Origin of the sequence: Paraburkholderia sp. ZP32-5 (assembly GCF_021390495.1) — a bacterium.
Taxonomy (GTDB): domain Bacteria; phylum Pseudomonadota; class Gammaproteobacteria; order Burkholderiales; family Burkholderiaceae; genus Paraburkholderia.
In genome coordinates this window covers 1,008,173-1,033,191 of the sequence record NZ_JAJEJP010000003.1, presented here as the reverse complement: position 1 = coordinate 1,033,191, position 25,019 = coordinate 1,008,173, and the positions used below count along the sequence as shown (strand labels likewise).

Sequence of the window (25,019 nt, the reverse complement as noted above, 5' to 3'; positions counted from 1 at the left end):
ATTGCACCTCTCGCCGCAAAGTTTCTTATCCTGCGCTCTCAACCTATTTGAAAACACAGCGCAACAACAATCAGACTGGAGACTATCCAATGAAAAAGATCATCATGTGCGGCGTTGCCGCGTTCGGCATTCCGGCAGTGTGTGCCGCCCAGAGTTCGGTCACGTTATACGGCCTGATCGACACGACGTTGAGCGTGACCAGCAATCAGGGCGGCAAGCACAACATCCAGATGGTGGACGGAGGGCCGGGGCTGAGCCGCTGGGGTCTGCAAGGCGCCGAAGATCTCGGCAATGGCCTGAAGGCGATTTTCACGCTGGAAAATGGCTTTAGTCCGAATAACGGCACGTTGTCGCAGAACAACCGGCTGTTCGGACGCCAGGCGTTCGTGGGCCTGTCGAGCGATCGCTTCGGTACGCTGAAAGCGGGCCGCATGTACGACACCATGACGACTTACGTCGGACCGTTCGGCAGCGCGCAATCGACGATCGGCTCGGTCACCGGACACCCCGGCGACGTCGACGATCTGGTCGGCTCGTACCGGATCAACAACTCCGTGTCGTACACGACACCGGACTTCAACGGTTTTGCGGGCATGGTGATGGGCAGCCTCGGCGGCCAGCCGGGTTCGGTTTCGACCAACAGCACCTACAGCGTCGGCGTGCGTTATTCGCATGGCCCGTTCAAGGCCGGCGCCGCATACGGCAACTACAATCGTCCGAACACGTCACTGTGGGATGGCACCTCGACGACGCTCGGCGTGCTGCTGTTCTCGGCACCGATCTTCAGCGGCTTCGCATCGGCCAATTCGTTGAAGATCTCCGGTCTCGGCGCGGGTTACGACAACGGCACCGCTGGCGTGAACATGGTCTACACGAACTACCGCTTCAACGGACTCGGGTCGAACGGCGGCCCGAACCCGATGCATTTCCGCGAAGGCACCGCGGCGTTCAACACGCTGGAAGTCAACGGACGTTATATGGTGTCGCCGGCATTGATGCTGGCGGGCGCATACCAGTTCACCAACGGTGCGGCCGTCGGTGGACATGGCGGACAGCGCTATAGCCAGTTCAGCGCGATTGTCGATTACTTCCTGTCGAAGCGCTTCGACATCTACGCGAGCGCTGCTTATGAACTCGCGAACGGCACCAATTCGCTCGGCGCGCCGGCTGTCGCCGCGATCAATACCGTGACGCCGTCGAGTTCGAATCGTCAGGCGCTGGTGCGGGTTGGGATGCGCGAGAAGTTCTGACGCGTGTGCTGATGCGTGAAACCGTATGTTAAGTACGGTCACGTTCGCTGCGGGCTCCGTCGTGTACAGACACCCCGCAGCGGGCCGCGTTACTACGAGGTCTGTGCTGTGCCGCCGAGATGCGTGAGCAGGCTTTGCATCGGCGCGGACAGCGTGTGCCATTGCTGGAAGCACAGACAAAGCCGTCGGCGTGCCCAGCTATCGCTGAGCGCAATCGTTCTGAACGGATATCGGCGCCGAAAGCGTTTGGCGACCGCGAGTGGGACGATCGCTACCCCCACGCCTTGCGACACCATCTGGCACGATCCCTCGAAGTGTTTCATCCGGATCCGGAGTGTCAGCGTTTTGCGCAGATCGGCGGCGTGTCCGTCGATATGATCCTGCAGCGCGCTCCCAGCTTCGAGACCAACGAACTGCTCACCCGTCACATCGGCAAAGCAGACTTCCTTCGATTCAGCGAGCCCGTGCGTCACAGGAACAATCAGCACGAGAGGGTCGCTGGCGACAGGCTGGATCGTCAGATCCGTGGGGTTCACCGCATCGGATACCACACCTGCTTCGGCCAGCCCCGCGCGGATCATCTTGACGATCTCGGCACTGGTGCGCTCGCGCAGATCGATGTTCAGACGCGGACGCTGCGCGAGCCATGGTGCTAGCTTCTGCGGCAGCAGGCCAGTCAGCGCCGCCGTATTGGCGTACAGCAGCAACGTACCGCGTGCGCCGGCACCAAAGTCGCGCAACTCGCCCTGCAGCAGATTGTGCTGGCGGAGAATCAGACGCGCATGGTGCGCCAACGCCTCTCCTGCCTCGGTGGTCACGACCCCTTTGCGACTTCTTTCGAGCAGCACGACACCCGCATCCGATTCGATCTTGCTGATCCGCTCGCTTGCCGACGCCAACGCGAGATTGGCCTGTCGCGCGCCGGCTGTAATGCTGCCGGCGTCGACCACACAAACGAACAGGTGCAGATCCGCGAGATCGAATCTCATACGCTCACCAGGACGGCTTTTCCTTCGGACAATCCGAAGGAAGTATCGGAAAAACCGCATTGTGCCAGTTCATCGTTGCAGGCGTAATACGCCGCATGAATACACTGACCATCGGATTGATCTGCCTGCTCGTTGCGACGTTTCTCGGCGCAGGTGTCGTTAAAGGCGTGACCGGAATGGGTTTGCCCACGGTTGCAATGGGCGTGCTCGGGGCGACGATGTCACCGCTGACGGCGGCGGCGATCCTGATCATTCCGTCGTTCGTGACCAACGTGTGGCAAATGCTGGTTGGGCGCGACACACTTCGCCTGACGCGACGGCTATGGGCGATGATGCTGTGCATCGTGATCGGCACGCTGCTGGGGACGCGCTTGCTGGTCGTCGTCGACCCCGTCTGGTCCGGGCGTATGCTGGGACTCGCGCTGATCGCCTATGCAGCCTATGCGCTCGTGTTGCCGACGCTGTCGGTTCCGCAGCGGCTCGAATCCTGGCTGTCGCCGGTCATCGGTATCGTTACCGGCTTATTGACCGGCGCCACCGGCGTGTTCACGCTTCCCGCCGTGCCTTATGTGCAGGCGTTGGGTCTGCAGAAAGACGAACTCGTGCAGGCGCTTGGTCTTTCGTTCACGGTCTCCACGGTCGCTCTGGCCGGAGGGCTGGCGACTCATGGCGCGTTCCGGCTCGATCAGGTCGGCCTGTCGCTACTGGCTGTCGTTCCCGCTCTCGTCGGCATGTGGCTGGGCTCGATCGTGCGGCGGAAGATCAGCGCGAAGACTTTCCGCCGCTGCTTTCTTCTGTTCCTCGTGGTCCTGGGCCTCGAGCTGACGCTGCGGCCGTTTTCCTGAGTCGTACCCATCTAATGAAGGTTTCACGATGAGTCGTATCATCAATACCTTCACAACGGCACCGACGTCGACTTTCCTTCGGTCGATCCGCTCGACCAAGCCGCGTTGCCGCGCGCTTCGGTATTACCACGATCTAGCCATGGAGACATGCAATGCCTGGACATACCGCTTTTCTGGCCTTTGGACTCGTCGCACTCGGCATGGCGCTGACGCCGGGTCCGAACATGATCTATCTGGTGTCACGTTCGATCTGCCAGGGCCGCACGGCGGGGCTGATTTCGCTCGGCGGGGTCGCGCTCGGCTTCGTCGTCTATATGTTGTGCGCGGCACTTGGCATCACCGCGCTGCTGCTTGCAGTGCCGTTTGCGTATGACACATTGCGCTTCGGCGGCGCGCTTTATCTGCTGTGGCTTGCGTGGCAAGCGGTGAAACCGGGTGGACGTTCGCCGTTCCAGGTGCGCGACCTTCCGGTCGACGGCCCGCGCAAGCTGTTCATGATGGGTTTCGTGACGAATCTGCTGAACCCGAAAATCGCGGTGCTTTATCTTTCGCTATTGCCGCAGTTCATCGATCCACGGCACGGCAGCGTGCTGGCCCAATCGCTCGCACTTGGCTTTGTGCAGATTGTTTTGAGCATCAGCGTGAACACGCTAGTCGCGGTGACTGCCGGTTCGATTGCCGGGTTTCTCGCGCGCCGGCCTAAATGGTTGGCGGTCCAGCGCTGGATGATGGGAACGGTATTGACGGGTTTGGCCGTTCGAATGGCGATGGAAGCGCGCCGATAATGCGCTTGGCGTTTGCGCACGGGCGAGCAGGGGAGCAGGCCGCTCCGTGCCCGTCATCGGCTGCTTCAGTTCGTTCACCGCGTGCTGGAAGCGCCGTTGCGCGAGCGGCGTAACCACTCATGCAGATCGATGTGGCCGAGTCGCGCTTCGCCCAATGGCACGAGCGACTTTTCCGCGAGTTGGCCGCCGAAATAGCGGGCCTCGGAATCTTCCACGACCTTGCGCGGATCGCCGATAGACTCCAGATAGCGCGCCACGATTTCATTGAACGGCGCGCGTTCGGGGCCCGCGATTTCGACGATGCCGTTGTGCGGATCGGCGACAGACACTTCGGCGACGGCGGCGGCGACGTCGTCAACCGCGACAGGTTGAAACAGATTCGCGGAAAGCCTGACGACGCCTGCATGCGTACTCGCATCGGCGATGCCGCCGATGAATTCCAGGAACTGGGTCGAGCGAACGATCGTATAAGGCACGCCGGAAGCCTCGATCAGCTTCTCCTGGGCGACCTTAGCGCGGAAATAGCCCTGACCAGGAACCCGGTCGACGCCGACGATGGATAGCACGACATGATGCCGAACCCTCGCCGCGGACTCCGCCGCCAGAAGATTCCGGCTGGAAGTCTCGAAGAACTCCAACGCCGCATTGGCGTCATTGGAAGGCGGATTGGAGACGTCGATCACGACCTGCGCGCCGCTCAACGCCTCTTTGAGTCCTTCTCCGGTCACGGTGTTGACGCCACGACTGGGCGACGCCGCGACGACCTCGTGGCCACCCTGGCGAAGAATGGCAACGGTCTTCGAGCCGGTCAGACCTGTACCGCCGATTACTACGATCTTCATTGTTGACTCTCCCTGGACAGGTCAGCTTGCTATCAGCACACGCGGAATCCAGAACTTCCGCGACATTCAATCGGCCGATGGTGGAGGGCGCTTCATACTCACGAGGTCCATCACCTCATGCAGGTCATCAACGGATGAGACCACAATAGTCAGCCATTTTCCGTCGGGATATGCGCGGGCTTCATCGTAGAGATTGACCAGTTGCGGGCTCCACGAATAACGCCGCTCTTCGAACTTCGCTCGTTCCGCGCGCCCCAGCACCACCAGAACCGAAAGCACTCCATATCCGGGCAGCAACGTGCACAGCGCCCTGGTCTTCTTGTAACGCAGCGACCAACCGCGTTTCTTGCCGCCGTAGAGCCAATCGGGCTCGAACACACCGGGGTAGGAGGCCTCGATCCAGTTTTGCATCCTGGTCCAATGCTTGTACGCGTCCGCTCCGATCCAGTTGCGCAGAACGCGCGCATCGGGCGGTGCTGACTTGTCGGCGATCCTGTCGCCGATCTCGGGAGCCTGTGTCATGGTGCTTTCCTTTTCCTAAGTGCAATGCAGCGAGACCGGTCCAAGCGTCCAACCTCGTATTCAGGTCACTAATTCCGCGCGCTGGAGCGCGAACCCTGGATAGACGCCAGAAGCAGAACAAGCGATGCAGCCAGCAGAACGAGATCCTTCAGAAGAAACTGGCCAGGCGCCGCTGAAATGGCCGGAAATCCGCCTGCCGTCGGTTCCGCCACGCCGGGGGTGCTCAGGAAGAAGGTGAGCGTGATCAGATACGTCGAAGCCGACATGGCCGCTCCCAACGCGGAGAAAATCGGCTGGAAGGCTCCGATGATCAGTGACACGGCAGTCGACAGTTCGATCACACCGATCACGTAACTTGCCCCTCGAACGCCGAACAGCGAATGCAACCAGCCCATGATCGGACTGTTGATGATGAACGGAGCGATACCGTTGGCTTCGTAAGCAGTGAATTTCATTGCCCCGAACCAGAGAAAGATGATGACCAGCGCCCATCGGAGCAGGGCCAGACTGGACAGCGATCCAGCGCTCTTTTCAGCGATCTGAAGACGGAACTGATTTTCGCGAACGTTCATTTGGGTTTCCCATTCAGGTTGTTCGTGGGTAGTTAGGAGCTTCTACTTTAGGCCTGCGTGATGCTCGTTTCGAGACTGCATTTACTCAATAAAATGCGTAAAAGGATCAATATGACGATGCGATCCATTCCACGGTCATGCCGCCGCACGGGACGATAGGAATCGTCCCGTGCGGATCGGGATTCAGGTACTTGCCGGGGTTGCGAACAATAGCGATGCGCCGCGCGAATGTCGAAGGCGGCGCCTCTGCAGCGTGTCAGACGAATAGCTTCCGGTACTGGATAAAGCCCGAGCGATCAGCGATGCGGTCGTAAAGCCGCATGCCGGTATGGTTGGTTTCGTGCGTCAGCCAGTGCACGCGGGACGCGCCGCGACGTTGCGCCTCCGCATACACATGCTCGATCAGCGCGCGGCCGATGCCGCCGCCGCGCGCATCTTGCGAAACGAACAGGTCCTGCAGATAGCAGTAGTTGCCGGTCGTCCAGGTGGATCGATGGTAGATCGAATGCACGAGCCCCACTGCCTGTTCGCCCACCATCGCAAGCGCCGCATGCATCGGCTCGGTCGGGTCGAGAAAGCGCGCCCATGTTTCAAGCGTCACGGACTCGGGAATGTCCACTTCGTAAAAGCGCTGATAGCCTTTCCACAGCGGAAGCCAGAGATCAAAATCGTTGCTCTCAATGGCCTTGATTTCGACTGATTGCATAGGGTGCTCCTGAAATTCGGATCGGCGCGCTTATTCGTCGACAGCGTTAATAGCGCCAATGGGTTTCACACCGTACTTTTGATAGTAGGTGTTCCTTATTTCGTCCTGATCTCGGGCAGGCTTGGCGAATACATGCGCCGGCGACAGCAGTGGGGTGATCGAAGTGGTATCGATCTTGACGACGTGATCGACCGGATATTCGAGGCCGTTCGTCGCGCGAACCCAGTCCGCGATCATCGAATATTCGTCGGTGCCCGGCGGCAGTATCGACGCATGGCCTTTGAATCGGTAACCGCGCCGCTGAAAGAAATCGATCACGTTGATCTCGACGGCGGGATTGCGCCTCAGGTTTCGAATCGTGCCGGGCGACGCGATATCGGCGAAGTACAGAACGCCGTCTCTGACCGTCAACGATGCCTTCGGCGAAAGATTCGGCGTTCCGTCCTCGTTGACTGTCGCGACGAACGACAGCATTGCCTGCTTGATGATCGCCTCGACGTCGGCGTTGATTTCAATCACGGCTATCCTTGCTTGAAAAGAGTTTGAGCGGCCCACGCATGTACGCTTGCTTCAAGCCGCGGTCACCGCCAACCCGCGCTGCACGCCCGGACGCGCGAGACCCTGCTCGAACCAGCGCTGCACATGCGAGAAGCGATCGAAACCAACAAGCTCACGCGCTTCGTAAAAGCCGATCAGGTTGCGCACCCAGCCGAGCAGTGAGATGTCGGCGATGCTGTAATCCGCGCCCATCACCCAGTCGCGGCCCGCGAGCCGTTGGTCGAGCACACCGAGCAGCCGCACCGATTCGGCGACGTAGCGGTCGCGCGGGCGCTTGTCCTCATACGCTTTGCCGGCGAATTTGTTGAAGAAGCCGACCTGGCCGAACATCGGTCCGACACCGCCCATCTGCCACATCAGCCACTGGATCGTTTCGTAGCGCGTGATCGGATCGGTGGACAGAAGTTGCCCCGTCTTCTCGGCCAGATAGATCAGGATCGCGCCCGATTCGAACAACGCAAGCGGCCGTCCACCGGGACCGTTGGGATCGAAGATCGCGGGGATTTTGCCGTTCGGATTGAGCGCGAGAAAAGCCGGATCATGTTGCTCGTTCGCCAGGATGTCGATGCGGTGCGGCTCATAAGCCAGCCCCGTTTCCTCCAGCATGATGCCGGCCTTCACGCCGTTGGGCGTCGGCAACGAAAAGAGCTGGAGCCGATCGGGATGCTGCGCCGGCCAGCGCGTAAAAATGGGGTGATCGAGTGTCATGCTTTTCTTCCTGGGTAAACAAGCGGAGTCGAACTTCTCACGGACCTGTTACGAACGAACGCGAATAATCGTCTTCCCGTGAACCCGCCGCGTTCCATTGAAGGTAGCGACGGCGTCGTCGAGCGTCGCGACGTTGCCGATGTTCGTGCGCAACCGTCCGTCACGCCCACGCTCGATGATCGCGGTCAGTTGAGCACGCTCGGGCACGACGACGAAGTCGATCGTGAGTCCCTCGGTGGGACGCGCGTCGGTCGGGCCAGCGATGGTTACCAACGTTCCGCGCGGTCGAATCAGGCTGGCGGAACGCTTCGTGATGTCGCCACCGAACACATCGAAAACCACATCGACCGCGCCGATGTCTTCGAGCACGTCGTTCTCGAGATCGATGAATTCCTGCGCGCCGTAGTCACGCGCCGCCTGCCGATGTGCGGCGCGTCCGGTCCCGATCACGTAAGCGCCGGCCTCGCGCGCGAGCTGCGTCACCATCGAGCCAACGGCGCCGGCCGCGCCGTGCACGAGCAGGCTTTGGCCTGTCTGGATGCGTGCGTGGTCGAACAGTCCCTGCCATGCGGTCAGGCCCGGCATCGCCACACTCGCGCCCACCGTGTAGTCGACGTCGCCCGGTAGCGGTGCGAGGTTGCGTGCCTCGATGGCCACAAACTCCGCCAGCGTGCCGCTGCGATGCGAATCGGTGATGCCGAATACCCGTTGTCCGATCGAGAGTCCTGTCGTGCCATAGCCGAGCGCGCTGACCACGCCGGCGAGTTCTTGCCCGGGAATCACCGGCGTGCGGTCACGGCCGAGGCGATCGGTCCAGGTCGAGGGCCACGTCAACTCATCGCCGGTGAATCCGGACGCATGAATCTGAACGACGACGTCGTTTATCGCCGCCTGCGGCTCGGGGCGTTGCGTTAGCTGCATCCCGGCCGTTCCCGCAGCCTGGTCCGTCACAATGATCGCCTTCATCGTCCAACTCCTTGTGAGTGGTCAAACGTGTTTGCCGAATTCCCTCGTTTCTCCAGTAAGCGAGGGAATTCGGCGGGGAACTGCGTTCAGATCGAACCAGCCGGCGTGACAGCCGGGAAGTCCTTCTCGGGATCGAACACGTTGTTGAAGAAGTTCGTCAGCGAGTACATCGCCACCAGCGCGACGATCTCCATCACGTTGGCGTCCGTATAGCCGGCATCGCGCACGGCTTTCAGATCGGAGTCGCTGACTTGCCCGCGCGCCACGATGACCTTGCGGGCAAACTGCACCGCCGCATCGCGCTTCTCATCGGCGGCATGACCCTTGCGGGCGAGAATGATTTCATCGGCCGGCAGCTTCGCCATATGCTCGGCGGTGAAGCTGTGCACGGTCAGGCAGTAGTTGCAGCCGTTCACTTCCGACACGGCGAGGCCGATGCTGTCGCGCGTCTTCACGTCGAGTGCCTTGCTCAGCGAACCGAGCAGCGTGGCCCATGCGTTGAATGCGATCGGGCTTTGCGCGAAGCTCGCCATCATCGTCGGCGTGAAGCCGATGTTCTTCGTGAATGCATCGAGCGTCGCCTTCGATTCGGCGGGTACCTGTTCCGGCGTGAGAGCAGTAGTTCTGGACATCGTAGTCTTCCTTAAGTTACGGGTTTTGCAGATTGACAAAGGTCCATGCGGGGACCATCCGTTGTTTTGCTTCGCGCCCGGTTTTGATCCTGAGTCCCAGGTCGAAGCGGGTCCCGCTTCAAGTACCAGATACTTCGTGACGATCTTTCACTTGAAGCCGCGTGATCATTTCAATGTGGCGGCGATGCGCTTATACGAAATCCAGCACCTCCTCCAGCGGACGGCGCGGCTTTTGCGCCCAGTTTCCGGCGCGTTCCGTGCCGACGGACAACAGCAGCACCGGCACTTCGTCCTCGCCCAATCCGAATTCGCGATGCACGCCGTCGGCATCGAAGCCGATCATCGGCGTCGAACCGAGGCCCATCGAGCGTGCTGCATAGATCATTGCGGCCGCGCCGAAAGTGGCGGTACGTACGGCCTCGTCGCGCCGGCGCTGCGGATACGCCATATACAGATTGCGCGCCGGGATTTCCCACTCCGGCACCATCGAAGCCGGCATGACGCCCGCTTTCACCAGCGGTGCCAAACGCTCGGGAATCACGCTCGTTTCGACCAGCTGGCCGCAGATGATGAACGTGACCGCCGCATCCTTGATCGCGGGCTGGTTCCACGCAATCGGGCTCAGCCGCTCCTTGGCTTCGGGTGTGCGTACGGCGATAAAGCGCCAGTTCTGCAAGTGGAACGATGTCGGCGCGCTGGTGCCGATCTGCACCAACTCACGGATCTGCTCGTCGCTCAAGATCGCGGCGGGGTCGTAGTACTTGGCCGCGCTGCGGCTCAGGATGGTTTCGATGACCGGGTTGGTCGTGATGATTTCGCGTTTCATGAGAATTCCCGTGTGCAAATAAATAGATGCAGTGAATAAGTTCAGTGAATAGATTCAGGCGTACGAGTGCTTTCGCTCGATGTCGAGCCGAAAGCGCATGTCATTCAAGCTTCTGAAACCAGGTACCGGCTGGCCCACGTCGATATCATTGCGGCGGCGTAGTCCGCGTCGGCTCGGCGCGTCAGCAGGTGGTCGGCGTTGTCCATCGAAATGAAGCTCTTCGGGTGCTTCGCAACCGCGAAAATACGCGCGGCGTTTTCGATGCCCACCGTCGTATCCAGTGGCGAATGCAGCACCAGCAACGGGATGCGCAACTCGGCGATCCGCGACGCCAGGTTGTGGCACGCGAGGTCGTCGACAAAACTTTTGCGCACGACGAATGGCCTGCCCGCCAGCAATACTTCCGCTTCCCCGTGCGTGTCGATCGTTTGAAGGCTTTGCGGATCGAACTGATGCAGCACATGGCTGGTATCGAACGGCGCACCGAGCGTGGCCACCGCGCGAATGCCCGACATCTGGCCCGCGGCCATCAGCACCGCTGCGCCGCCGAGGCTATGGCCGACCAGAATCGATGGCGGCTTGCCGTCTCTCGCCATCGCGTTGCCGGCCGCGACCAGATCGTCGACATCCGCGGCGAAAGTCGTGTCGGCAAAACTGCCACCGCTATTACCCAGTCCCGCAAAGTCGAAGCGCAGCACGCCGATGCCACGAGCGGCGAGCGCACGTGCCACGCGACTGGCGGCGAGGCTGTCTTTGCCGCACGTAAAGCAGTGGGCGAGTATTGCCCAGCCATGCGGCTCACCGTCCGGCAATTCCAGTTTGCCGGCGAGCCGGTAGCCGTGCGGTCCGTCAAATTCGAAGGCTTGTGCGCTCATGAGTCGTATCTCTCGTATCGGCGTGCGTTGCGTTGATCGGAAGCCGGGCGAAGCGGGATGTGTGATCCGTTGTGCGCCCGGCGACGCGGCTTGTTTATTCGATCGGATCGACCGGAGGAAAGTCGACGTCGGTGCCGTTGATACGATTGAAGGTATTGGTGAAGATGCCGAGCGCGATGGTCAGTGCGATCTCCGCCAATTGAGTGTCGTTGTAGCCGGCCGCACGGATCGCATTGAACTCGTCGTCGCTGATCGTGCCGCTGGTGTCGTGCAGGTGGGATACGAAGTGCACCAGCGCATCGCGTTTAGCATCACCTGTCGGCTTGCCTGCGCGAATCGCACGCAGCACATCGACCGGCAGGCCCAGCAGTTTGCCCACGAAGCTGTGAGCAGCCACGCAAACATCGCAACCGGTCTTCTCACTGATCAGCAGCTTGATGATTTCGTGTTCCTGGCGGCTCAGGCTGCCTGCGTTCAACGTGCCCTGAGTGTCGAGCACGGCGGCCAACGACGCCGGTACCAGGTGACCCAGCGCGGCATACGTATTCGGCACGCGACCAGCGGAAATCTTCTTCACCCGCGCATAGATATCGGCGGTGGCGCCGGTGGCGGATTCGACAGCGGGGATAGCGATACGGCTCATGGTGTGAACCCTTCGTCAGGTGGTTAGGAGCCTCCACTTTAGGCTTCCTCGATATCCCTTTCGAGACCGGATTGGCTCAAAAAAATATCCAAAAGGATCAACTCGACGCGGATGATCCGTCCCTCAGTTGCCCCCACAACATCGCGTGAAGTTGCTTCGTCAAGATCGAGATTGATGTGCTGCGAGTACAGACGAACGCGTCGAGCAGCGCCCGCGCGAATGAACGGCGGCGCCGATCCTCTAACACCTCATTCGGGCCGCGCACCGAAGGTAAAACGATGATTGGCGGCCCTTGCTGGCCGCTACTGGACCTTGCGCGCGCAACGACGCCATTGCCCCGGTGTCATGCCCATCCTCTCGGTGAACACGCGCCGGAATGACGACACGGATTGATACCCGACCGACTCGGCCACGGCCTCGGTGGTCATCATCGGTTTCTTCAGCTCGTTGGCGGCGAGACTCATGCGGATATCGGTCAGCAGTTCGACGGCCGAGCGCCCGAGCGTGTCCTGAAAGTGCCGCATGAAGGTGGCGCGTGACATGCTGCACAAGTCGGCCAGCTCAGGCAGATTCCAGGGCCGCGCCGGATCGGCGAACATCGCTGAAATGGCCGGTGCGAGGCGTGGATGACCGGCCAGCGCCAACAAGCCTGCCGGGGCCTCGTCGGACTCGCTCGCCTCGCGCAGCACAAGCGTGAACAGCGCCGACGAAAGGGCGTTGAGGATCGCGTAGCCGCCGACTTTGTCGCCCGTGGACTCCTCGCGCATCAGCCCCACGAAACTGGCCAGGTGGTTCGAAGCAAACGCGGCCCCCGTTTCATCATGACCGTCCATGGTCCGGACCACGACATTCGTCGGCAGGTAATTGCGAATCAGCCGGTCATGAGGCGGCCCGATCAGAAACCGTCCGCACAGCATGTCCAGACGCTCGCCCTGGCCTTCGTTCTCGCTGAACATCAGCCCGGCGGAATCCCGGCGCTCGCACGTAGGTCCGGGCGCATTTCCGCTGCCATCGTGCAGCACATGCGCCGACCCATGAGGCAACAGCACGATATCGCCGGCCACCAGTTCGCGGGCCGTGTCTGTGTCGGGGTCCATGATGATCGCGCGGCCCTTCAGCACGACGTGATACGGAATCTCATGCGCCGCGGACTGGGCCCAGGCCACACGCCATGGCGCGCCATAGGCGCAGCGGACCTCGAGCCGGCCGGTGATGGTGATCATTTGCAGCAGGTGGCTCAGCCAATCGACTTGGGACATAGGATTCCGTTAGGCCTCGGCACAGACAGGATCGGAAGTTAACGTATTCATGGAAGGTATTAGGCCCCTAACCGGCAGCGGCCACAATGCGATTTTTCCGGTATTGCCTTCGGATTGTCCGAAGGAGGCTGAGCGGGCTACGGAGTCGGCGTCGCCTGCCTCGTCGTTCACTACCAGCATCCGCGCATCTCAGTGGCCGGCGCTTTGTCCGCCATCCACATGCAGGATTTCGCCGGTAATGAACGGTGCGGAATCGAGAAACAGGATTGCGTCGGCGATATCGCTCGTTTCACCGATGCGTCCGATCGGATTGAACGTGCCCAGCACGTCGTGAATTTCAGGTGCGTGCATCGGCGTCTTGATGTTGCCGGGCGCAACGGCATTCACGCGGATTCCCTTCTTCGCGTATTCGATCGCCAGCGACTTCGTGGCGGCGTTGATGCCGCCTTTCGTCAGCGCCGCGAGGACCGAGTGAACCCCGCTGATTGCAACCTGGTCGATGCTGGCCGTCACGCTCACTACATGACCGCTCGAATGCTTTTCCATCTCGGCGATCGCGAGCTGCGTGATGTAATAGAAGCCCGCCATGTTCACATTCATCACGGCGGCAAAGTCTTGCGCGGTATGTTCGGTAAAGGGCTTGCCGATATAGATGCCGGCGTTGTTCACCAGCGTATCGATGCGGCCGAATCGCGCGACGCCCTCGGAAATGACACGTCGGGCCGTTGCGGGGTCGCCGATATCGCCGGCAACGTTCAGGATATTCTCGTCGTCCGACGGCTTGATCGAACGCGAGGTTGCGACGATGCGGTAGCCGAGCCTCCGGAAGGACTCCACGACCTTGGCCCCGATGCCTTGCGACGCGCCCGTGACGACAACGACTTTCTGTGACGTGTTCATGCTCTACCTCCAACGATTTTATTCGGCTTCTAGCGCGACGCGCCGGCGCATATAAAAAAGCCCGGATACGTCCGAGGCGTATTGCCTGGGGCGTCTCCGGGCTTCGGCGTTCCGTTCGTATCAGATAACGCCTGTCAGGCCCCCCGGATAGGGACGGCGCAATCGGACACCGTTCAGATCGAACCGGCTGGCGTCACAGCCGGGAAGTCCTTTTCGGGATCGAACACGTTGTTGAAGAAGTTCGTCAGCGAGTACATCGCCACCAGCGCGACGATCTCCATCACGTTGGCATCCGTGTAGCCGGCATCGCACACGGCTTTCAGATCGGCGTCGCTGACTTGCCCGCGCGCCACGATGACCTTGCGCGCAAACTGCACCGCTGCATCGCGCTTCGCGTCGGCGGCATGACCCTTGCGGGCGAGAATGATTTCATCGGCTGGCAGCTTCGCCATATGCTCGGCGGTGAAGCTGTGCACGGTCAGGCAGTAGTTGCAGCCGTTCACTTCCGACACGGCGAGGCCGATGCTGTCGCGCGTCTTCACGTCGAGTGCCTTGCTCAGCGAACCGAGCAGCGTCGCCCATGCGTTGAACGCAATCGGACTTTGCGCGAAGGTTGCCATCATCGTCGGGGTGAAGCCGATGTTCTTCGTGAACGCGCCGAGTGTCGGCTTCGATTCGGCCGGTACCAGTTCCGGCGTTAGAGCAGTACTTCGTGCCATCGTAGTTTCCCTTGTCGAGTTGCTGGTTAGACGAATACTTAATAGACGAATGCCTAAACGAGGCCCTGCGCGAGTCCCTGCGCGAGACTCATCATCGCCGGCTCGATCTTTGCGATCAGCGAGTGGCGAACTTCGTTTGCTCGTGCTTCGTCGATGAACGCAGTGCCTTGCAAAGGCAGGTAGTGGACTGTATTGAGACCGATGCAGCCGAGTGCCGCGGACAGATAAGGGGTGAGGAAGTCGTGCTGGTTGGCTCCATCACCGGCGAACACGCCACCGGAAGCGATGCCGACGAATACCGGACGGTCATGCAGCATGCCGACCTTGCCGGCGGGTGTCGACTTCATCGTGCGGCCGACACGGAGAACCTGATCGATCCACGCCTTCAGCACGGACGGGACCGTGAAGTTGTTCATCGGCGTGCCGATCACAACGACGTCGGATTCCTCGAGTTCCTGAATGAGTTGCTCGGCCAGAACCAGCGCGGCGGCATCCCGTCCCGCCGCAGCCAGCGACGCGGGCGTCGCGAGGGCGGACGCATAGTCGGCTCCCGCATGCGGTATCGGTTCATAGCCGAGATCCCGACGGCAGATCGTCGTGTCCGGGAGCATCGTGAGAAGCTTGCCGACGATCTCGGCGGACAGTTGCCGGCTATGCGACTCCCGTCGCGGACTGCAATCGATGTGGAGGATATTCATACGACTTTCTCCAGCGGCTTCATAAAGCCGATGACGTATCGACCACTTCCCGTTTGAAAGGGCAGAGGGCTGTCATCGTCGCTTGCACGAACTGCCGCCGTTATTGACGAATAAACGAGTTGACGATTAAACGAGTTCAAGTACGTCGGACACCGGCATGCGCGGCTTTTGCGCCCAGTTCCCCGACCGCTCCGGTCCGACCGACAACAGCATGACGGGCACTTCGTCTTCGGCCAGTCCGAACTCGCGATGCACGGCTTCATCATCGAAGCCGATCATCGGTGTCGAGCCCAGGCCCATCGAGCGCGCTGCATAGATGATCGCGGCCGCGCCGAAAGTGGCGGTGCGCACGGCTTCATCGCGCCGGCGCTGCGGGTACGCCATATACAGATTGCGAGCCGGGACTTCCCAGTCCGGCACCATCGAAGCCGGCATGATGCCCGCTTCGACCACCGGTGCCAGACGCTGCGGTATCACACTGGTTTGAACCAGCTGACCGCAGACGATGAACGTAACGGCTGCTTCGCTGGTCGCGGGTTGATCCCACGCGATCGGCCGCAGCCGCGCCTTGGCTTCGCGCGAGCGCACGGCGATGAAGCGCCAGTTCTGCAAGTGAAAAGAGGTCGGTGCGCTGGTGCCGATTCGTACCAGCTCGCGAATCTGGTCGTCGCTCAAGGTCGCGGTAGGGTCGTAGTACTTGGCGGCAGTGCGGCTCAAGATACATTCGATGACGGCGTTGGTCACGGCTATTCCTATAAATAAAGGGATAAATCGACGGACGAAAGGCTATACACCTGACCGGCGTGGTCAGTTCCTTGTCGTTGATATCAACGACGAATACCGCCAACAGCTTCGCGGGTAGGGTTTTGATCGCATCGAATGATCACGGCCAGGCATCTCCCTATTGACCTTGAATCTGTACGATCATCGGTGAGAATATTCTGTACCATCGATGGTACGAATTGAAGAACCAAGACTTACCGTTTCGTGTGTACCAAGAAAATGAATTCGAACCTGCAGATTCGACTCGACCGGACAGCGAAGCTGCCGCTGTCGGAACAGATTTGGCTGAGCATCACCAAGGCGATAGAGTCAGGCCTGCTTGCTCCCGGCACGCGTTTGCCGTCATGGCAGGACCTCGCCGCGCAACTCGGCGTCGCGCGCGGTACGGTCCAGAGAGCCTATGAACGCCTGTCCGACGCTCAGATGATCGAAACATTCCGCGCCGGCGGCACCCGCGTGGCGCCACGGTCGCGCGCGGCGGCGGCGCGTTCCGAAGTACCGCAGTCCGGTACTTTCATGACGGCCTATCACGCGATGAACGCCGGGCCGGCGATCTTTCAACTCGGCATTCCGGCGTTCGAGGGTCTACCGGAAAAGCTCTTTGCACGCGCGCGCTCCGCCAATTCGTTGAATACGGATTGCCTGTCGTCATTGCTCTATCCCGATCCAGGCGGGGAGCTGGAATTGCGCACAGAGATTGCAGGCTATCTGTCCATTGCCAGAAACCTGCACTGCTATCCGGAACAAGTGTTCATCACGTCGGGATATATCTCCGGTCTCGGTCTTGCACTGCGAGTGCTGGGTCTGGACGGCAAGAAGGTCTGGATGGAAGAGCCCGGCTTCATGGTCACGCGAAAGGGACTCGAGCTTGCCCGCCTGAATATCGTGCCGATACCGGTGGATGCGGACGGCGTCAACGTCGACTACGGCATCGAGAAAGCGGGAGATGCCGCGTTAGCCGTCGTGACGCCCGGTCAGCAGGCTCCGTTGGGCTCGACAATGTCGTTGCGGCGGCGACTTCAGCTACTCGAATGGGCGGCATGGAGCGGCGCCTGGATCATCGAAGACGACTACCTCGGCGAGTTGCAACTGCAAGGCAGGCCAGCACCTGCTCTTGCCTCTCAGGACGAGAGCAAACGGGTTATCCATATCGGCTCTTTCAGCAAGACGATCAGTCCGGCGCTGCGGCTTGGATTCATCGTCGCGCCACTCGAACTGGCTAGCGCATTCGAAGAGGTAGCCGCAACGCTTTGCCCCGCGCCGTCACCCGTGGTGCAACTCGCCACGGCCCGATTCATGCGTGACGGCCATTATGTGCGGCGCGTGCGCCGGCTCAAGCGTCTCTATTCATCGCAGCGTGACGCGTTGTGCGAGCAGTTGCGCATGCGCGACGCCGAGTGGGTCAATGCCGGCCTCGCGGTATTGCTCAGACTCCCCGACGGCGCACCCGACGTGCGGATCGTCAAGGAAGCCATCGCCGCCGGCATGGCGCCATCGCCGTTGTCCGCGTGGTTCGGGACCCCGTCCTGGGCGTTACCCGGCCTTTTGCTCGGCGTTGCCACCGCGCCTGAACAGCACCTGCCGGCGGCGTGCAGTCGGTTATTCGAGATCATCGACCGATATCGGTAGCGGTATCTCATTGATCGCCTTCCGCTATTCCCGTTTCGAATAGAAGCGCCCGAATCTTTGATTACCGGTGCTATTTCTGTGCGTCTAGACTCGGCTCCATATTGGGCACGTCGGATATTCGCCGTGCACGAGCGACATTTCCAATAACGTCGGACGGAGCAGGGAGACAAGATGAATTTCGAATCCATTGCCCATGGCGGGCCGGTGGCGGTATCGAGACGCGAAGAGTTGAAGGTCGTCGTCGGCGCATCGGTGGGCACCGTACTTGAATGGTATGACTTTTTTCTGTACGGAAGTCTCGCGGTATTTTTCAGTGGACACTTCTTTCCGGCGGGCAGTGCGACTGCCGGTTACCTTGCATCGCTTGCAACGTTCGGCGTGGGCTTCGTGATCCGGCCAATCGGCGCCGTGGTGTTCGGGCGCTTCGGCGACAAGGCGGGACGCAAGGCGACCTTCCTCGTCACGATCGTCGTGATGGGACTTTGCACGGCAGGCATCGGCGTCTTGCCGACGTTCGCAACGATCGGATGGGCGTCGCCGGTGTTACTCGTACTACTGCGGATGCTGCAGGGACTCGCGCTCGGCGGCGAATACGGCGGTGCGGCGACTTATATCGCCGAGCATTCGCAGCCACGGCGGCGTGGTTTCACGACCGGCTTTCTTCAGACCACCGCGACGTTCGGCTTTCTGCTGTCGCTTGGCATTACGCTTCTATGCCGGGCATTCATGTCGGCCGAAGCATTCGCCGACTGGGGATGGCGTTTGCCGTTTCTGATCTCGCTCGTGCTGCTGGCGATTTCGACTTATATCCGCACGACGCTTTCCGAGTCGCCGGTGTTCGCGAAGATGAAAGCCGAGCAGCGGCTCGCGGTCTCGCCCGTCAAGGAGAGTCTGCTGGTCTGGGCCAACGTGCGCAAGATGCTCGCCGTGATGTTGGGCGCGCAGGCGGCGGTCGGACTCATCTGGTACACGTGCAACTTCTACACGCTGTATTTTCTGACCTCCACGATGAAGGTGCCGCCGGCACTCGCATATGGCTTCATGGCGATCATGTTGACGATAAGCCTGCCGCTTTATGTGTTCTTCGGCTGGCTCTCCGACAAGTGGGGGCGCAAGTGGATCGTGCTTGCTGGATGCGGTCTCGCTGTGCTGACGTTTGTTCCGATCTATTCGCAACTGTCGAGAGCGGTGAACCCCGAACTCGTCGCCTTCCAGCAGTCGGCCAACATTCGCATCGAGGCCGGCAATTGCAATACCGAGTTGTTCGGCGCGCCGTCCACGGCCTGCGATCGTGCGCGTGACTTCTTCACCCAGGTCGGGCTTTCTTACACCGTCGTGCCGCGTCATGATGGGGCGTTTTCGATCGGGATTGGAAGCCGCACATTCGATCGATTCGATGCACCTGCACTGAAGGCTGCGCTGGTCGAAGCCGGCTATCCGGCGAGCGTCGCGGCGGACAAGATCAATCGTCCGCTGATGTTCACGCTAATCGCGCTGCTGATGGTCTGGGGGGCCATGGCCTACGGTCCGATGTCGGCATACTATGTAGAACTTTTCCCCGCGAAGATTCGCTATACGTCGATCTCGATTCCTTATAACGTCGGCGCCGCGGTATTCGGCGGCCTCGCACCGTTCATGATGACGGCGGTTGCCGTAAAGACCGGAAACGTTTATGGCGGCATCTGGTATGCGGTCGTGGTCGGAGGCATCGCGGTGCTGATCAGCGTACTCTGCATGAGAGAGACCCGCGATACGGATGTGACGCAGTGAACACAGGCGGCAACGATCAAGGCTCACACGAAACGACAATACGGAGTGGTTGATGAAGCATGTACCGATGGCGGGGCTCAGCGAAATGCAGAAGTACTGGCTGATTACAGGCAGTGTGGGCCCGCGCCCGATTGCATTGGTCACGAGTCTCGCGGCCGATGGCCTGTGCAACGCGGCGCCGTTCAGCGCGTTCAACTACATGGGCGAGGAACCACCGTTGTTCGCGATCGCCATCGTGCGCTACGGAGAGGAAAGCCATCGTGTCGGCGAGGAGAAGGACACGCTCGCTAATATCATGCGGCGCGAGGAGTTCGTCGTGAACATGGTCGATGATTCGATCGTCGACAAGGCCGTGCTGTGCGGCAGCGATTTTCCCGCGCACGTTTCCGAGCCGGAAGCGGTCGGACTAACGCTCGCGCCTTCGACGTTGATCGGTGTGCCGCGCATTGCCGAGGCGCCGATTTCCTGGGAGTGTCGGCTGTTCCGTCTGCTCGATATTTCCGCGCAACGTGCAATCGTGTTCGGCGAAATACTTGCGATGAACTTCCGCGACGATCTGCTCGACGAAGAGCGCTTGCGCGTACAGGTCGACCGCTTCTTTCCGACGGGTCGTCTCGGTGGTCCCAACTACTGTTCCAGCGGCGAGCGAAAAAAGATTCCAGTGCCGACCTTTCTGCCGTCCGCGGGTAAGCCTCGCGAGTGAGAGTGAGAATGACAGGGGCATGATTGCGGATCGCCGGTGATACCATGCGACCTGATCAAGCACAGCGACGGATGATAACGGCATGAAACCGCACCGGCTTAGCCAGATCGGATTGAGTCGCAGCCTCAAGCTGAACCAGCTACTGATCTTCGACCGTGTCATGGAGACGGGTTCGATCCTGCGCGCTGCTCACGAAATGCGGCTGTCACAGCCCGCGGTGACCAAGGTGATCCAGGAGCTCGAAACGAGCTTTCAGGGCGTGCTGTTTTCCCGATCGAACCGCGGCGTGTTTCCCACTGAATTGGGCCATATGGTCGCGCGGCGCGTGAAGTCGCTGCTCGCCGAGTTTCGTTATCTGACCGAAGAACTCGATCAGTTCCGCTTCGGCGAGGCCGGCCATATCGTTGTCGGCACGCTGATTTCGGCGTCGGCGCATCTGCTGCCGCTCGCGATCACGAAGCTCAAGGCGCGCTCGCCGCGGGTGCTCGTCACCGTGCGCGAAGGCCCCACTGCGCACCTGTTCCCAGCGCTTGCCACCGGCGAACTCGATGTCGTCGTTGGCCGCCTGCCTGAAACCGGTCTGCCGCTATCCGATGCTTTTCCGCTCGACCATCACGCGTTGTTCGATGATTCGCTCGCGGTCGTAGTAGGTGCCGGTCATGACATTGCGAAAGCAACCAGTGCGACGCTGCGCGACCTCGCGTCGTTGCCGTGGATTCTGCCGACGTCCGAATCTCCGTTGCGGCAAGCGGTCGAGCGGATGTTTCGCGCAGCGGACCTGTCGCTGCCGGCGGATCTCGTCGAGTCGATGTCCGTGCTGACCAATCTCGGCCTGCTGCTCGACGCACCGAGAGTCGGTGTGATGCCGCACGTGGCCGCCATTCAGTTCGTCCGCTCGGGACTGTTGACGATCCTGAATATCCGCGAGACCGGTGCCTTCGGCACCGTCGGGTATTCGGTCCGTTCCGGCAAGGTGCTGACGCCGGCTTGCGAACTGTTCATCGAATGTTTGCGGGAAGCCGTGCCGTCGTAGTGAACAGGCGAGCGGACGCGCAGGCAGGCGGCTCATCTCCATACCGAAGGTGATGATGATGTTTCCGGCGTATTCCACGCTGATGCAGCGCGCCGTCGAGCGCACGAACGATCTCGATGCGATCGTGAGCGCCGTCACTGACGTGTATTGCGAACACACGGTCAATCTGAAGTCGGCCTCGTTCGATGCCCGTCTGATGATCGAGGGCAGCGATGTGCAGCCGGTCGTTTCATTGCAATACGGCGCGCCGGTCACGATCGATGCCGGGCGTTTCCCGAACCTGCTGCTGATGATGACCGCGCAATCCGGCGCGGCGCGCGTCGTGCAGAACGGAATTCGCGCAACGTGGAAAGCCGGGCAGATCATGCCGCTTTCTCCGGAGCGCGAGACGATTCTGGACTTCGACCGAGCCTTCGCGCAGCAGTCGCTGCGTGTCGATATTGAACGGCTCGAACAGGTCTGCGCGGCATGGCTGGGCTATCCGCTCGAACGGCCCATTGCTTTCGATCTGCAGGCGGTGCCTGAATCATTCGAGCGCATCTGGCGCGATTCAATCGCCGTCGCCATTTCGCTCGCGGCGGTGCCAGGCTCAGCGTCGAAACAGGCGCGCGCGGCCTTCGACGAATTCCTGATCTCGGCCATCCTGAACTCCATTCCTCACAACTTCAGCGCCGAGTTGGCGAAGCCCGCGCCCGCATCCACACCGCGACTCGTGACGACCGCCAAGCAGATGTTCGAGGACGGCGTGGATGCGGGCGTGGGCGTCATGCAGGTTGCCAACGCGCTAGGCGTCAGCGTGCGCAGTCTGCAGGCGGGCTTCAGAAATGCGGGGGAGACGACACCGTCCGCGTGGCTGCGCAAGCTGAAGCTGCAGGCAGCGCAAAAGGCGCTGACCGAAGAAGCGTGCTCGGTCTCGGTGACGGATATTGCGTTCCGCTTCGGCTTCAGCCACCCTGGGCGTTTCAGCGCGGCCTATCAGACGTTGTTCGGCGAATCACCGGTCGTGACGCTGCGACGCAATCGCAGACGCCGGCAAGCGTAGTTGGCGCCGCGCTGATCAATGGCGACTCACCTGAGCGAAGACTGACAGAGGCGGGGCGCGCCTGGCGATCCGCCACGCACCCCCGCACTGATGATCAGAACTTGTGCCGGATGCCGATGCGTGCACCGAGTTGCTTATCGGTCGACGACGGACCGAATCCGCTGATATTCGCCACCGCCGATTGATGCAGCGAGTCGATACCCGTCGCGTGCTGCGCCACCAGGACCGCGTACAGATCGGTCCGCTTCGAGAGGCTATAGATCGTGCCCAGATCGATCTGCAGATACCGCGCGCCGCCGTCATCATTCACCGAGTTTCGCCGCGTGTAGTCGAATGCGGCGCCGACCAGCCACCACGGCGTGACGCGCACGCTCGCATTGACTTCAGCACTGATGAACTCGGCGTTGCCCGAATAGCCGACCGGATTCGGACCCGAAGACGACCCCAGATTTTCGAAGCGGGTATCGGTCAGCACGAAGCCGACCGTGGTCGACGAGACCGTATAGGCCGCTGCGAGCGCCGCGAGTTGCAGTGTTTTGGCCGAAGCGTATCCCGCGAAGACCGGGTTGGATTGCGGCGACATCGCGGAACCGAACGAGCCGATGTTGTTCGCCGTCGCGCCGCCCTTGTTCGGCGTGTTCCCGTAGAACGACACGTTGGGGTCGCGTGCATTCAGGTAGCCGGCGCCGAGACGCAAGCCACTGCCTTCGTAGCCGACCCCGAGTCCCCATATCTGGTTCTGCGTGACGTTGCCGGCCACACCGCCGAGGCTGTACATGACGCCCGCACTGACGCCGCCGAACTTCGCGGTGGTGAACTTGATCGCGTTGTTGATGCGGCCGGAGTTGTTCAGGTTGTCGAAGTCATCCGGGTGCGAGCCCGGGAAGCCGGCGAACACCGCATTTGCGCCGAACGGTTGAACGAAGTCGACATACGGATCGTACATGCGGCCAGCCACTGCCGTGCCATAAGGGGACGAGATACCGACATAACTCTGCCGGCCGAATTCGGCACCGCCCTGGCCCAGCGTGCCGTTGTTGATGTTGAATCCATTCTCCAGAACAAAGACCGCCTTGAGTCCTCCCCCAAGGTCTTCCACGCCGCGCAGGCCCCACCGGCTACCGCTCAGGCCCGTGGAGTTGCCGTCCGTCAACGCAAACTGGCTCGCGCCGCGCGGCCGGCCGCCGGGCACCGCTGTTTGCACATTATTGGCATATTGAAGGCCGGCATCGATGACGCCGTACAGGGTGACCGAACTCTGCCCGTGCGCGAGCAGACAGGTACAGGCGAGAGGCAGCCCCAAGGCCCAACGTTTCATAGTGTCTCCAGAACTTTGTCGAATGGAATATCTTCTGGAGGGCGGATCGGCGCCGCGCCGGCATCGGGGACGATCGCCCGGATGCGCGGAATTGCCTGATGCGGAGACGAACAGAAGATCTTCCGAATAAATATCGCGTGAGCGCCTCGAATTATTTGAATGACTGAAATGGCGCCACGCGTTTATGTTCCGGTGGAAAAATTGCGGGCGAAAGGACGTTTTGCGAAACGAAGGCTGAAATGCGCAGTGTCGGCACAGAAATCTGCTGCTGCGGGCGCTGAACGAAGCAAAGAGTCGAGTGTGTGCGGTCGTGAACGCGCTGGTATTCCGTGTTTGAATACCCATGACCCGACATTTCATTGTGCAGCGGATGCGCGTATGTCTAGACTCGAATGGAAATCCCATACAGAGCGGTATCAGTCATTACGTGAGGTGACAAGGAATGGACAAAGCAGTACAGGGGCAGCTTCTCGCCCACAAGGCCAGGCCGCGCGGGCGCTTTCCGCATGTCGTGCGCGCCGGCGATTTTCTGTTTATTTCCGGCACCAGTTCGCGCCGGCCCGACAATAGTTTCGAAGGCGGTCACGCCGACGAGATGGGCACCGCGAGCGTCGATATCCGCGAGCAGACCCGCGCGGTGATCGAGAACATTCGCGACATTCTCCGCTCGCAGGGCGCCGACCTGTCCAACCTCGTCGAGGTGACGTCGTTTCTCGTCAACATGAACGACTTCCAAGGCTATAACGAAGTCTATGGCGAATACTTCGACGAGACCGGTCCCGCTCGCACCACGGTGGCCGTTCATCAACTGCCTCATCCGCTGCTCGTCATCGAGATCAAGGCCGTGGCGTATCTGCCGTGCGAAGCGAATACCAGGCGGCAAGGCCGCGACGGAGACAACGAATGCTGAAGCACGGCAAGCCGTTCAATTTCCATAAGTGGATCGACGACAATGCGCATCTTCTGCGGCCACCGGTCGGCAACCAGCAGGTCTATCAGGATGCAGGACTGCTCGTCACGGTGGTGGGTGGCCCGAACCAGCGCACCGACTATCACGATGATCCGCTCGAGGAGTTCTTTTATCAGATCAGAGGCAATGCGTATCTGAATCTGATGGTAGACGGCAAGCGCGATCGCGTCGATCTGAAGGAGGGCGACATCTTCCTGCTTCCACCGCATGTTCGCCACTCGCCGCAACGGCCCGAAGCAGGCAGCGCGTGTCTCGTCGTCGAATTCCAGCGCCCGCAAGGCATGCTGGATGCGTTCGAATGGTATTGCGAGCAATGCGACGGTCTCGTGTATCGCGCGGAGCTGCAACTGCAAAGCATCGTCGACGATCTGCCGCCGATCTTTTCGAGCTTCTACGAATCGACGGAAAAGCGCACCTGTTCGCACTGCGGCGCGCTGCATCCGGGCAAGGAGGCACGGCGCGGCACTGGTGCGTAA

At 60.8% G+C, this 25,019-nt stretch carries 28 protein-coding genes and 1 pseudogene; 10 read left to right on the top strand and 19 right to left on the bottom strand.

What is annotated here, in order from left to right:
- The first annotated feature begins 89 nt into the window (after nt 1-89).
- A complete protein-coding gene (locus tag L0U82_RS37130) occupies nt 90-1,250 on the top strand; it encodes a porin (protein WP_233838815.1) in 1,161 nt (386 codons plus the stop codon).
- Nucleotides 1,251-1,342: 92 nt separating this feature from the next.
- Here L0U82_RS37130 and L0U82_RS37125 read toward each other — a convergent pair whose 3' ends face one another.
- Nucleotides 1,343-2,239 carry a LysR family transcriptional regulator gene (locus tag L0U82_RS37125; protein WP_233838814.1) on the bottom strand — a complete coding sequence of 299 codons (897 nt, stop codon included), beginning with the start codon at nt 2,237-2,239 and terminating at the stop codon, nt 1,343-1,345.
- A 95-nt stretch (nt 2,240-2,334) separates the two neighbouring features.
- On the opposite strand from L0U82_RS37125, the gene L0U82_RS37120 reads away from it, so the two are divergent.
- The gene (locus tag L0U82_RS37120; protein WP_233838813.1) at nt 2,335-3,084 is read left to right on the top strand and encodes a sulfite exporter TauE/SafE family protein; all 750 of its coding nucleotides are present in this window, start codon (nt 2,335-2,337) and stop codon (nt 3,082-3,084) included.
- Between the two features lie 152 nt (nt 3,085-3,236).
- On the top strand, nt 3,237-3,869 hold the full coding sequence (locus tag L0U82_RS37115; protein ID WP_233838812.1) for a LysE family translocator: 633 nt from the start codon (nt 3,237-3,239) through the stop codon (nt 3,867-3,869).
- A gap of 74 nt (nt 3,870-3,943) precedes the next feature.
- On the opposite strand, the gene L0U82_RS37110 is transcribed toward L0U82_RS37115, so the two are convergent.
- The 17 genes and pseudogenes from L0U82_RS37110 to L0U82_RS37030 form a co-directional block, all read right to left on the bottom strand.
- Entirely contained in the window at nt 3,944-4,711 is a 768-nt protein-coding gene (locus tag L0U82_RS37110; protein WP_233838811.1) for an SDR family oxidoreductase, read from the bottom strand.
- A gap of 66 nt (nt 4,712-4,777) precedes the next feature.
- A complete protein-coding gene (locus L0U82_RS37105; protein ID WP_233838810.1) occupies nt 4,778-5,233 on the bottom strand; it encodes a DUF3788 domain-containing protein in 456 nt (151 codons plus the stop codon).
- Between the two features lie 68 nt (nt 5,234-5,301).
- Nucleotides 5,302-5,805: a YkgB family protein gene (locus tag L0U82_RS37100; protein ID WP_233838809.1), complete on the bottom strand. Its 504-nt coding sequence runs from the start codon at nt 5,803-5,805 to the stop codon at nt 5,302-5,304.
- A gap of 256 nt (nt 5,806-6,061) precedes the next feature.
- Nucleotides 6,062-6,511, bottom strand: coding sequence for a GNAT family N-acetyltransferase (locus tag L0U82_RS37095; protein WP_233838808.1), 450 nt, complete (start codon nt 6,509-6,511; stop codon nt 6,062-6,064).
- Nucleotides 6,512-6,541: 30 nt separating this feature from the next.
- Complete coding sequence (locus L0U82_RS37090; RefSeq protein WP_233838807.1) at nt 6,542-7,030, bottom strand: pyridoxamine 5'-phosphate oxidase family protein; 489 nt, start codon at nt 7,028-7,030, stop codon at nt 6,542-6,544.
- Nucleotides 7,031-7,081: 51 nt separating this feature from the next.
- Nucleotides 7,082-7,777, bottom strand: a complete 696-nt coding sequence (locus L0U82_RS37085) for a glutathione S-transferase N-terminal domain-containing protein (protein WP_233838806.1) — start codon at nt 7,775-7,777, stop codon at nt 7,082-7,084.
- A 48-nt stretch (nt 7,778-7,825) separates the two neighbouring features.
- Complete coding sequence (locus L0U82_RS37080) at nt 7,826-8,743, bottom strand: NADP-dependent oxidoreductase (RefSeq protein ID WP_233838805.1); 918 nt, start codon at nt 8,741-8,743, stop codon at nt 7,826-7,828.
- Between the two features lie 86 nt (nt 8,744-8,829).
- Complete coding sequence (locus L0U82_RS37075) at nt 8,830-9,375, bottom strand: carboxymuconolactone decarboxylase family protein (protein WP_233838804.1); 546 nt, start codon at nt 9,373-9,375, stop codon at nt 8,830-8,832.
- Between the two features lie 190 nt (nt 9,376-9,565).
- Nucleotides 9,566-10,201, bottom strand: a complete 636-nt coding sequence (locus L0U82_RS37070) for a nitroreductase family protein (protein WP_233838803.1) — start codon at nt 10,199-10,201, stop codon at nt 9,566-9,568.
- Nucleotides 10,202-10,305: 104 nt separating this feature from the next.
- Nucleotides 10,306-11,076 (bottom strand): alpha/beta hydrolase family protein, encoded by a 771-nt coding sequence (locus tag L0U82_RS37065; RefSeq protein ID WP_233838802.1) that lies wholly within the window; start codon nt 11,074-11,076, stop codon nt 10,306-10,308.
- A 94-nt stretch (nt 11,077-11,170) separates the two neighbouring features.
- Nucleotides 11,171-11,719 (bottom strand): carboxymuconolactone decarboxylase family protein, encoded by a 549-nt coding sequence (locus tag L0U82_RS37060; protein ID WP_233838801.1) that lies wholly within the window; start codon nt 11,717-11,719, stop codon nt 11,171-11,173.
- Between the two features lie 302 nt (nt 11,720-12,021).
- Nucleotides 12,022-12,978, bottom strand: coding sequence for an AraC family transcriptional regulator (locus L0U82_RS37055; protein ID WP_233838800.1), 957 nt, complete (start codon nt 12,976-12,978; stop codon nt 12,022-12,024).
- A 189-nt stretch (nt 12,979-13,167) separates the two neighbouring features.
- The gene (locus tag L0U82_RS37050; protein WP_233838799.1) at nt 13,168-13,878 is read right to left on the bottom strand and encodes an SDR family NAD(P)-dependent oxidoreductase; all 711 of its coding nucleotides are present in this window, start codon (nt 13,876-13,878) and stop codon (nt 13,168-13,170) included.
- Nucleotides 13,879-14,051: 173 nt separating this feature from the next.
- Nucleotides 14,052-14,597: a carboxymuconolactone decarboxylase family protein gene (locus L0U82_RS37045; protein ID WP_233838798.1), complete on the bottom strand. Its 546-nt coding sequence runs from the start codon at nt 14,595-14,597 to the stop codon at nt 14,052-14,054.
- A 53-nt stretch (nt 14,598-14,650) separates the two neighbouring features.
- Nucleotides 14,651-15,295: an FMN-dependent NADH-azoreductase gene (locus L0U82_RS37040; protein ID WP_233838797.1), complete on the bottom strand. Its 645-nt coding sequence runs from the start codon at nt 15,293-15,295 to the stop codon at nt 14,651-14,653.
- 126 nt (nt 15,296-15,421) lie between these two features.
- Nucleotides 15,422-16,039 carry a nitroreductase family protein gene (locus L0U82_RS37035; RefSeq protein ID WP_233838796.1) on the bottom strand — a complete coding sequence of 206 codons (618 nt, stop codon included), beginning with the start codon at nt 16,037-16,039 and terminating at the stop codon, nt 15,422-15,424.
- Nucleotides 16,040-16,088: 49 nt separating this feature from the next.
- Nucleotides 16,089-16,178: pseudogene (locus L0U82_RS37030) on the bottom strand (cupin domain-containing protein); the annotation flags it as partial.
- A gap of 119 nt (nt 16,179-16,297) precedes the next feature.
- Here L0U82_RS37030 and pdxR point away from each other — a divergent pair.
- From pdxR to L0U82_RS37005, 5 genes are all read left to right on the top strand, one after another.
- On the top strand, nt 16,298-17,707 hold the full coding sequence (gene pdxR, locus L0U82_RS37025) for a MocR-like pyridoxine biosynthesis transcription factor PdxR (protein WP_233838795.1): 1,410 nt from the start codon (nt 16,298-16,300) through the stop codon (nt 17,705-17,707).
- A gap of 171 nt (nt 17,708-17,878) precedes the next feature.
- Complete coding sequence (locus tag L0U82_RS37020) at nt 17,879-19,477, top strand: MFS transporter (RefSeq protein ID WP_233838794.1); 1,599 nt, start codon at nt 17,879-17,881, stop codon at nt 19,475-19,477.
- Between the two features lie 52 nt (nt 19,478-19,529).
- On the top strand, nt 19,530-20,180 hold the full coding sequence (locus L0U82_RS37015; protein ID WP_233838793.1) for a flavin reductase family protein: 651 nt from the start codon (nt 19,530-19,532) through the stop codon (nt 20,178-20,180).
- A gap of 82 nt (nt 20,181-20,262) precedes the next feature.
- Nucleotides 20,263-21,213: a LysR substrate-binding domain-containing protein gene (locus tag L0U82_RS37010; protein ID WP_233838792.1), complete on the top strand. Its 951-nt coding sequence runs from the start codon at nt 20,263-20,265 to the stop codon at nt 21,211-21,213.
- Between the two features lie 52 nt (nt 21,214-21,265).
- Nucleotides 21,266-22,255 (top strand): helix-turn-helix transcriptional regulator, encoded by a 990-nt coding sequence (locus L0U82_RS37005; RefSeq protein ID WP_233838791.1) that lies wholly within the window; start codon nt 21,266-21,268, stop codon nt 22,253-22,255.
- 94 nt (nt 22,256-22,349) lie between these two features.
- On the opposite strand, the gene L0U82_RS37000 is transcribed toward L0U82_RS37005, so the two are convergent.
- Nucleotides 22,350-23,573 carry a porin gene (locus L0U82_RS37000; protein WP_233838790.1) on the bottom strand — a complete coding sequence of 408 codons (1,224 nt, stop codon included), beginning with the start codon at nt 23,571-23,573 and terminating at the stop codon, nt 22,350-22,352.
- 442 nt (nt 23,574-24,015) lie between these two features.
- On the opposite strand from L0U82_RS37000, the gene L0U82_RS36995 reads away from it, so the two are divergent.
- Together L0U82_RS36995 and L0U82_RS36990 are read left to right on the top strand one after the other, a co-directional pair.
- Nucleotides 24,016-24,483 carry a RidA family protein gene (locus L0U82_RS36995; RefSeq protein WP_233838789.1) on the top strand — a complete coding sequence of 156 codons (468 nt, stop codon included), beginning with the start codon at nt 24,016-24,018 and terminating at the stop codon, nt 24,481-24,483.
- Complete coding sequence (locus L0U82_RS36990; protein WP_233838788.1) at nt 24,477-25,019, top strand: 3-hydroxyanthranilate 3,4-dioxygenase; 543 nt, start codon at nt 24,477-24,479, stop codon at nt 25,017-25,019. The genes L0U82_RS36995 and L0U82_RS36990 overlap by 7 nt, the downstream gene beginning before the upstream one ends.

Excerpts from the sequence above, each read along its gene's own strand:
- L0U82_RS37130 (WP_233838815.1), top strand. The coding sequence starts at position 90 with ATGAAAAAGATCATCATGTGCGGCGTTGCCGCGTTCGGCATTCCGGCA.
- L0U82_RS37125 (WP_233838814.1), bottom strand. The coding sequence starts at position 2,239 with ATGAGATTCGATCTCGCGGATCTGCACCTGTTCGTTTGTGTGGTCGAC.
- L0U82_RS37120 (WP_233838813.1), top strand. The coding sequence starts at position 2,335 with ATGAATACACTGACCATCGGATTGATCTGCCTGCTCGTTGCGACGTTT.
- L0U82_RS37115 (WP_233838812.1), top strand. The coding sequence starts at position 3,237 with ATGCCTGGACATACCGCTTTTCTGGCCTTTGGACTCGTCGCACTCGGC.
- L0U82_RS37110 (WP_233838811.1), bottom strand. The coding sequence starts at position 4,711 with ATGAAGATCGTAGTAATCGGCGGTACAGGTCTGACCGGCTCGAAGACC.
- L0U82_RS37105 (WP_233838810.1), bottom strand. The coding sequence starts at position 5,233 with ATGACACAGGCTCCCGAGATCGGCGACAGGATCGCCGACAAGTCAGCA.
- L0U82_RS37100 (WP_233838809.1), bottom strand. The coding sequence starts at position 5,805 with ATGAACGTTCGCGAAAATCAGTTCCGTCTTCAGATCGCTGAAAAGAGC.
- L0U82_RS37095 (WP_233838808.1), bottom strand. The coding sequence starts at position 6,511 with ATGCAATCAGTCGAAATCAAGGCCATTGAGAGCAACGATTTTGATCTC.
- L0U82_RS37085 (WP_233838806.1), bottom strand. The coding sequence starts at position 7,777 with ATGACACTCGATCACCCCATTTTTACGCGCTGGCCGGCGCAGCATCCC.
- L0U82_RS37080 (WP_233838805.1), bottom strand. The coding sequence starts at position 8,743 with ATGAAGGCGATCATTGTGACGGACCAGGCTGCGGGAACGGCCGGGATG.
- L0U82_RS37075 (WP_233838804.1), bottom strand. The coding sequence starts at position 9,375 with ATGTCCAGAACTACTGCTCTCACGCCGGAACAGGTACCCGCCGAATCG.
- L0U82_RS37070 (WP_233838803.1), bottom strand. The coding sequence starts at position 10,201 with ATGAAACGCGAAATCATCACGACCAACCCGGTCATCGAAACCATCCTG.
- L0U82_RS37065 (WP_233838802.1), bottom strand. The coding sequence starts at position 11,076 with ATGAGCGCACAAGCCTTCGAATTTGACGGACCGCACGGCTACCGGCTC.
- L0U82_RS37060 (WP_233838801.1), bottom strand. The coding sequence starts at position 11,719 with ATGAGCCGTATCGCTATCCCCGCTGTCGAATCCGCCACCGGCGCCACC.
- L0U82_RS37055 (WP_233838800.1), bottom strand. The coding sequence starts at position 12,978 with ATGTCCCAAGTCGATTGGCTGAGCCACCTGCTGCAAATGATCACCATC.
- L0U82_RS37050 (WP_233838799.1), bottom strand. The coding sequence starts at position 13,878 with ATGAACACGTCACAGAAAGTCGTTGTCGTCACGGGCGCGTCGCAAGGC.
- L0U82_RS37045 (WP_233838798.1), bottom strand. The coding sequence starts at position 14,597 with ATGGCACGAAGTACTGCTCTAACGCCGGAACTGGTACCGGCCGAATCG.
- L0U82_RS37040 (WP_233838797.1), bottom strand. The coding sequence starts at position 15,295 with ATGAATATCCTCCACATCGATTGCAGTCCGCGACGGGAGTCGCATAGC.
- pdxR (WP_233838795.1), top strand. The coding sequence starts at position 16,298 with ATGAATTCGAACCTGCAGATTCGACTCGACCGGACAGCGAAGCTGCCG.
- L0U82_RS37020 (WP_233838794.1), top strand. The coding sequence starts at position 17,879 with ATGAATTTCGAATCCATTGCCCATGGCGGGCCGGTGGCGGTATCGAGA.
- L0U82_RS37015 (WP_233838793.1), top strand. The coding sequence starts at position 19,530 with ATGAAGCATGTACCGATGGCGGGGCTCAGCGAAATGCAGAAGTACTGG.
- L0U82_RS37010 (WP_233838792.1), top strand. The coding sequence starts at position 20,263 with ATGAAACCGCACCGGCTTAGCCAGATCGGATTGAGTCGCAGCCTCAAG.
- L0U82_RS37005 (WP_233838791.1), top strand. The coding sequence starts at position 21,266 with ATGATGATGTTTCCGGCGTATTCCACGCTGATGCAGCGCGCCGTCGAG.
- L0U82_RS37000 (WP_233838790.1), bottom strand. The coding sequence starts at position 23,573 with ATGAAACGTTGGGCCTTGGGGCTGCCTCTCGCCTGTACCTGTCTGCTC.
- L0U82_RS36995 (WP_233838789.1), top strand. The coding sequence starts at position 24,016 with ATGGACAAAGCAGTACAGGGGCAGCTTCTCGCCCACAAGGCCAGGCCG.
- L0U82_RS36990 (WP_233838788.1), top strand. The coding sequence starts at position 24,477 with ATGCTGAAGCACGGCAAGCCGTTCAATTTCCATAAGTGGATCGACGAC.